This is a genomic window from Candidatus Bandiella numerosa, assembly GCF_021811875.1.
Taxonomy (GTDB): Bacteria; Pseudomonadota; Alphaproteobacteria; order Rickettsiales; family Midichloriaceae; genus Aquirickettsia; species Aquirickettsia numerosa_A.
The window spans coordinates 1-7,234 of sequence record NZ_JAJBJD010000045.1; the positions used below are offsets into that span (position 1 = coordinate 1).

General features: G+C 32.5%; 8 protein-coding genes. 2 read left to right on the forward strand and 6 right to left on the reverse strand.

Features of this window, described 5'->3' with window-relative positions; translation table 11 throughout:
- Positions 1-108: 108 nt before the first annotated feature.
- The 6 genes from grxD to L8D11_RS02565 form a co-directional block, all read right to left on the reverse strand.
- Positions 109-426 carry a Grx4 family monothiol glutaredoxin gene (grxD, locus tag L8D11_RS02540; protein ID WP_236870109.1) on the reverse strand — a complete coding sequence of 106 codons (318 nt, stop codon included), beginning with the start codon at positions 424-426 and terminating at the stop codon, positions 109-111.
- Positions 427-436: 10 nt separating this feature from the next.
- Positions 437-670 (reverse strand): BolA/IbaG family iron-sulfur metabolism protein, encoded by a 234-nt coding sequence (locus tag L8D11_RS02545; protein WP_236870110.1) that lies wholly within the window; start codon positions 668-670, stop codon positions 437-439.
- 1 nt (position 671) lies between these two features.
- Positions 672-1,235 (reverse strand): elongation factor P, encoded by a 564-nt coding sequence (gene efp, locus L8D11_RS02550; protein ID WP_236870111.1) that lies wholly within the window; start codon positions 1,233-1,235, stop codon positions 672-674.
- A gap of 47 nt (positions 1,236-1,282) precedes the next feature.
- A complete protein-coding gene (locus L8D11_RS02555; RefSeq protein ID WP_236870112.1) occupies positions 1,283-2,206 on the reverse strand; it encodes a TerC/Alx family metal homeostasis membrane protein in 924 nt (307 codons plus the stop codon).
- A 70-nt stretch (positions 2,207-2,276) separates the two neighbouring features.
- Positions 2,277-4,202 carry a molecular chaperone DnaK gene (gene dnaK / locus L8D11_RS02560; protein WP_236870113.1) on the reverse strand — a complete coding sequence of 642 codons (1,926 nt, stop codon included), beginning with the start codon at positions 4,200-4,202 and terminating at the stop codon, positions 2,277-2,279.
- A gap of 59 nt (positions 4,203-4,261) precedes the next feature.
- Positions 4,262-5,509: an MFS transporter gene (locus L8D11_RS02565; protein ID WP_272906017.1), complete on the reverse strand. Its 1,248-nt coding sequence runs from the start codon at positions 5,507-5,509 to the stop codon at positions 4,262-4,264.
- 121 nt (positions 5,510-5,630) lie between these two features.
- Between L8D11_RS02565 and ppa the strand changes: the two genes are divergently transcribed.
- Together ppa and trhO are read left to right on the forward strand one after the other, a co-directional pair.
- Positions 5,631-6,170 (forward strand): inorganic diphosphatase, encoded by a 540-nt coding sequence (gene ppa, locus L8D11_RS02570; protein ID WP_236870115.1) that lies wholly within the window; start codon positions 5,631-5,633, stop codon positions 6,168-6,170.
- A gap of 12 nt (positions 6,171-6,182) precedes the next feature.
- A complete protein-coding gene (gene trhO, locus L8D11_RS02575; protein ID WP_236870116.1) occupies positions 6,183-6,884 on the forward strand; it encodes an oxygen-dependent tRNA uridine(34) hydroxylase TrhO in 702 nt (233 codons plus the stop codon).
- The last annotated feature ends 350 nt before the right edge of the window (positions 6,885-7,234 follow it).

Sequence of the window (7,234 nt, forward strand, 5' to 3'; positions counted from 1 at the left end):
CCAAAGAGAGAATTTTCAAAAAGCTAAATTTATTTGGGATGAAGCTATCCAAGAGATAGCTGCTGCCTAAAATTTAAGGGTCAGGGTTGTGTTGCGGCCATATTTCCATTAACTTGACGGTGCCAGTAAATCTTGCAACTCGCCATTTTTATACATATCTTGCACTATATCACAACCTCCTACAAATTCTTGGTTAATATACAGTTGTGGGATGGTAGGCCAATCAGAATACTCTTTTATACCTTGTCTCATCTCATCGTTATCTAATACATTTATTCCTAAAAATTCAACTCCTGAAATATTTAAAATATTGACAACAGCTGCAGAAAATCCACACATTGGTATTTCTGGCGTACCCTTCATAAATAATACGATTCTATTTTCTTCAATAATTTTTTTAATTTGATTATGTATATCTTGATTCATGGTTTATAGATTATTTTGTTTGAAAAGTTTGTATAGAAAGTGCATGTAAATCAGTTCCCAAACAGTCTTTGAGAACTTTATGCACTAGTTTATGTTGCTCTACTCTAGAAAGAGTATTAAATTTTTCAGATGTTATTTTAACGTTGTAGTGATTGTTGTCACCAACCGTATCCACTAACTCAATTTTAGAATTCGGAAATCCTCGTAAAATTGTTTCATATAAAACATCATAATTAATCGGCATATTATTTCGCTCTTTCTAAGTATTTTAATTCTTTAATATCCACAATTACCTTATCTCCCATATTTATAAAAGGTGGTACCATAATTCTTGCCCCATTTTCTAATATAGCTGGTTTATATGATGATGCAGAGGTTTGACCCTTTACTACTGGCTCACATTCTTTGATTGTTACCTCAGCTGATGAAGGTAAATGTGCGAGTAACGGCTCATTATTATACATTTCCAAAGTTATCTCCATGCTTTCTTCTAAAAATGGAAGTTGATCGCCGACTAGAGCTTTATCTATACTTTTTTGTTCAAAATTTTCCTGATCCATCAATATTAAAAAATTACCTTCTTCATATAAAAATTGATACCGTTGCTGATCCAATCTTACTCTCTCAACATCTTCACTACTTCTGAATCTATGATTAATTTTGGTGCCAGTTTTTATATCCTTTGTTTCCAATTGAATATAGGCACCTCCCTTACCTGGTTGAGTATGCATAGTTTTTAATACTACTAAGTACTTGTTATCATGGGAGATAACATTACCTACTTTTATATCATTAGCACTAATTTTCATTTTTTTAAGACCTAAAATATTTGTTTGTAACAGTACAATACATTGTTCTACTGCCTTATTACTGGTTTTTTAATTATTGATAGCATTATAGAGCAAAATATAAAGAGAATAATTATTAATATTGAAATGTAATTTGAGAAATGAATGCCGAAAAAACTTAAAACCATTTTTAGTCCTACGTATATCAGCATGTAACCAACTCCATGCTTTAAATATCTATAATCTTGGACAGCATTTGACATAACAAAATACATAGACCTTAATCCTAAAATAGCTAAAATATTCGAACTAAATGCAATAAATGGCTCTTTAGTTATTGCAAGTACAGCTGGGACCGAATCTAAAGCAAATATGATATCAGCTTTTTCTATAACTAAAAGAGAGAGTGCAAGCGGGGTAATGAAAAATTTATTATCCTTACGAAAAAATAATTCACCATTTTTAGAGTTATCACTATAATTAAAGTGTTTTTTTACAAATTTCAAAATCATATTATTATCAAATGAATTTGATTTAGCTCCACCCATAAGTGGTAATTTATAACCACTATACATGAGTAATAGCCCAAATGGCAAAAATATCCACTCAAACATATGAATAACATATATGCCAAATGTAATCATAATAAATCTAAAGATTACAGCACTTAAAACGCCAATAAATAATACTTTATGCTGATGCTTATCCTCAATATTAAAATATTTAAATATCAGTATAAAAACAAAAACATTATCGATACTAAGCGATAATTCTATACTGTAGGCCGTTATATATTCCACAGCCATATCAATTCCAGCGTGAAGATATATCAAAACTCCCACTGACACCGCCAGCGCTATCCAAAGTATTGATAAATGTATCGCGCTTTTAACACTAATTTTTTTTGAATTCCTAAGTGAAACCCCAAGATCAACGAAAACTGCTATAAATACAACTATTATTAAAAAAATCCAACTATAATTTGGGAACATAAAAGATGCTAGTTACAAACCATTAATTTATCTATATCAATATAGTATTTATAACTAGCTTATGCCAATATTATTTAGAACCTTTGTCTTTTTCATCATTTACTTCTTCATATTCAGCATCAACAACTTTTTCACCTTCATTGCTGTCATTGCCACCATTCGTTGAAGCGTTATCCCCATTAGGTGGTTGTTGCTCATTACCATAAACATGTTGCCCAATTTTCATTGATGCTTGAGTTAGGCTCTCAACTTTACTATTTATTTCACCAACATTTTCTGAATCCATAATAGATCTTAAATCCTTGATAATATTTTCAACTTCTTCCTTGTCTGTGGATGAAATTTTATCGCCATATTCTTTCAAACTTTTTTCTGTGGAGTGTATCAAAGAATCAGCCTTATTTCTTGCCTCGACTAAAGCTTTTTTCTCCTCGTCCTTGCTGGCATTTTCTTCTGCATCTTTAACCATTTGCGCAATTTCTGCATCAGATAAACCACCGGAAGATTGTATAGTAATTTTTTGCTCCTTACCGGTTCCTTTATCTTTTGCTGATACATGAAGTATGCCGTTTGCATCAACATCAAATGTTACTTCAATTTGTGGCAAGCCTCTAGGAGATGGCGCTATGCCTTCAAGATTAAATTGTCCTAATAACTTATTATCAGCTGCCATTTTTCTTTCACCTTGAAACACTCTGATTGTAACAGCGGATTGATTATCTTCTGCAGTTGAGAATGTCTGGCTTTTCTTGGTCGGTATAGTACTATTTCTCTCAATAAGAGGCGTTAACACCCCACCAAGCGTTTCAATACCAATAGTAAGAGGCGTTACATCAAGTAAAACCACATCTTTCATATCGCCACTTAGTACAGCACCTTGGATAGCAGCGCCAATTGCTACAACTTCATCAGGATTAACGCCTTTATGTGGCTCTTTTCCAAAAAATTCCTTCACTTTTTGAATAACTTTAGGCATTCTGGTCATGCCCCCAACCAATACTACATCATCAATATCTGAAGCAGAAATGCCTGCATCTTTTAAAGCAGCCTTACATGGCTCAATAGTTCTTGTTATTAAATCTTCCACTAAGCTTTCAAATTTAGCCCTTGTTATTTTAATGTTCAAGTGCTTTGGACCTGATGAATCTGCTGTGATATATGGTAAATTAACATCAGTCTCCATTGAATTAGAAAGTTCGATTTTTGCTTTTTCTGCTGCTTCTTTTAATCTTTGAAGTGCCAAAGGATCTTTCATTAAATCCATCCCATCAGTCTTCTTAAATTCATCACATAAGTATTGCAATACTTTTAGATCAAAATCTTCACCACCTAAGAATGTATCACCATTTGTTGATTTTACTTCAAATATTCCATCACCAATCTCAAGTATCGAAACATCAAATGTACCTCCGCCAAGATCATATACAGCAATAACTTTACTTTCAGATTTATCAAGACCATATGCAAGCGCTGCGGCTGTAGGCTCGTTAATAATCCTAAGAACCTCCAATCCTGCAATTTTACCGGCATCCTTTGTAGCTTGCCTTTGTGAATCGTTGAAATGAGCAGGCACTGTAATGACAGCTTTTGTCACTTTTTCTCCTAGGTAACTTTCAGCTGTTTCCTTCATTTTTTCAAGGATCATCGCGCTAATTTGGCTTGGAGCATAATCTTTATCGCCAATTTTGACCCAAGCATCATTATTCTTAGCTTGTATTATTGAATAAGATGCCTTTTTTGCTAATTCCTTAGTTTTAGGGTCTGAGAAAGTGCTTCCTATGAGCCTCTTTACTGCAAAAACAGTATTTTTTGCATTAGTCACAGCTTGCCTTTTAGCTGGCTGACCGACTAACTTTTCACCTTTTTCAGTAAACGCAACAATTGAAGGAGTTGTTCTCATTCCTTCTGAATTTTCTATAACTTTAGGATTCTTACCATCCATTATTGCTACACATGAATTTGTAGTCCCCAAGTCTATGCCAATTGTCTTACTCATCTTATTAAAATATTTGTTACTTTAGAACTTATATAATAACAATTTTTTTTAACACAAGATTACTTCGCAATTTTTTTATTACTTTTTTCTATTATTGCTAATAACACAAAGCCTATAATTGCGACAATCAGACTGATCGGTAAGACTAAAAGTGCATCACGGAAATTTTCTACGCTATATACAGGACTACCTTGCATGTTTTTATCTCCATCCCAAAAATAATGCAATAACACACCAATAGCTCTATGAGAAACATATCCAAAGCCCATCATTAGCATATTTGCAATAGCTGAAATAAAGGTAGCATGTTTAACATGAACAAGGGCAATAGATTTTGCTATTAAAACTATTTGATAAGCACAGAAAATTCCTATTATAAAAAATACCCACTTTAAAAAACTAACATTCGCAACTACTCCGGTTAATAGCAATGCTAAACATAATAGCATAGCAGCGCCACTAGCTAGTAATATTCCATAATAAGATTTCGTTTTTTCAAATATATAGCCCATTACTACAAGACCAACAGCCATTCCTATATAAACTAATTGTGTTATGTCACCAGCTTCTTCATTAGTAAGCTTATAGGTTGTTTTTAAATAAGGGTTACTCCATGCATCTGCAAATCCTTCGAATGGGCCTATCATCAAACCACCTAAAACGCCTACAAGTAATACTATTTTATTAGAAAACAAATATTTAAAATCATGCATTACTATTGCAAAGCTAAATTTTTCTTCTGATTTAGTATTTGGTATTGCAAAATAACTGAAGACAACTAATGCTAGACCAACATATATTATATAGTTTAGTGCCTCTTGCCATCCTATGTAGGAAATAAGCCTAGCTAAAGGCCCACTACCAAATACTGCTCCTAGCAACCCGATTGTTATCATCCATCCTAACATTTTTGGAAATTTTTCTTCTCCAAAACCTAAGCGCAATAATTTAAACGCACCAACAGCTACTGCCGAGGAGCCAATACCTATTAATAATCTACCATATGTTGCAATCGCTAAATCATCCATATACGCAAGCGGTGCAAATCCTACTACAGCTAAAAGTATACATAATGGGATTATTTTCTTAGCATTAAAATGATCTAAAAGTATGCCAAGTGGTATATGCATCGCAACATATCCTATGTAATATATACCAGCAAAATGACCTATCTCATTCGCATTTACGTGATATTTGTCCATTATATCATCCATTACGATATTGGGAAAAATTCTTTGCACAAACTGATATGCATAGAAAAAAGTTAGTGCTAACCATGTAGACCAGGCAACTAGTATGGAAGACATTTGAATTTCATTATTTGTTTATAACTGCAGAATACTAAGTGTTTTTTATGAAATTACAAGTATTTTCTTTACTTTTAGGACGTTAGTTGCTAGCTATTTAGTAAAAAGTTTGTCTAAAGTAATGAAATATTCAGAGATTAAAATCGGCGAAAATTGCCCAAATGAAGTAAATACAGTTATTGAAATCTCAATGAATTCAGGCCCAATAAAATATGAGTTTGATAAAAAAATAGAAGCAATGGTTGTTGATAGATTTATGCAATCAAGTATGCAATATCCATGTAATTACGGATTTATTCCCCATACTTTGTCAGGCGATGGAGACCCAGTTGACGTATTAGTATATACCAATTACCCAATTGCAATTAAATCTGTTATAGCTGTCAAATCAATAGGAGTGTTGCTTACTGAAGATGAAAAAGGGCTAGATGAGAAGATATTGGCTGTACCAACCAATAAAATTGACCCATATTTCAAAAACATCAATAACTACACAGATTTGCCAGAAATTTTAATTAAAAAAATTGCCCATTTTTTTGAAAGGTATAAGGATTTAGAAAGTGAAAAGTGGGTTAAGGTTAATGGCTGGAAAGATTTTGATTATGCACGCAAGATAATTCAAGTCTCAATTGATAGGTATAATAACGAAAAAAATCAATAAGTTGCGTTGTATATGTCAAAATATAAAATCATTTCTTTTTACAAATTCATAAATTTAGAGAATGCTCAATCCTTAAAAACTGAATTGCTTGCTTTTTGCAATCAATACTGCATCAAAGGCACCATTATAATAGCTACTGAAGGAATAAATGCAACTTTATCTGCCGATACGAGCTCGATAGATAAATTTTGCGATTACTTAAAGGAGTTTAATTTTTTTAGAGATGTGAAGTTTAAAATAAGTTTTGCTGGAATTTTGCCATTTAAAAAGATGAAGGTGAAAATAAAAAAGGAGATAGTGACATTTGATGTAGAGGAATTAGATCTGTCTCAAAAAGGTGATTATCTAACCCCTAAGGAGTGGGATGAACTTATGAAAAAAGATGATACCATAGTCATTGATACTAGGAATTATTATGAATACGCAATGGGAACTTTTAAAGGTGCAATTAATCCTCATATTCACCATTTTACCGAACTCCCAAAATGGCTAAAAGGTAATCTCAAAGAGGGTGATAAGAAGAAAAATATAGCAATGTTTTGCACTGGCGGGATAAGATGTGAAAAATCCACTGCGTATTTAAAACAACTAGGTTTTGAAAATGTATACCATTTAAAGGATGGAATAATCAGATACTTAGAAGATAATCAAAAAAATCCAAATTCAACTTGGCAAGGTGAGTGTTTTGTTTTTGATGATAGAATCACTTATTAAAACTTTTAACCCCTTAAGATTGCCTTGCCCTGCTTATTTCATAATTTCATAACGTCAGCATAATGATTTACTCAATTCTTTACTTAGTAAGGTCATGCCCTCTATAAACTTTTCTTTTTGAGCATCATGATGATTATAGAAAGCCAAAAATTTTGGAAATTCACTGTATACGCATATATTCATAACTATTCTATGAGCATAAATTTCTTTTAGTTGCTTAAATGGCACCATCATGTATCTTGAAAAAGCAAGAATAAATACTTGTAAATAAGTTGTTATGAGATTAGCTATTTTATAACGGCTGGAAGGAGTGATTCTGAGGCGTCGTCAAGGCATTAAGCCTGGTAACT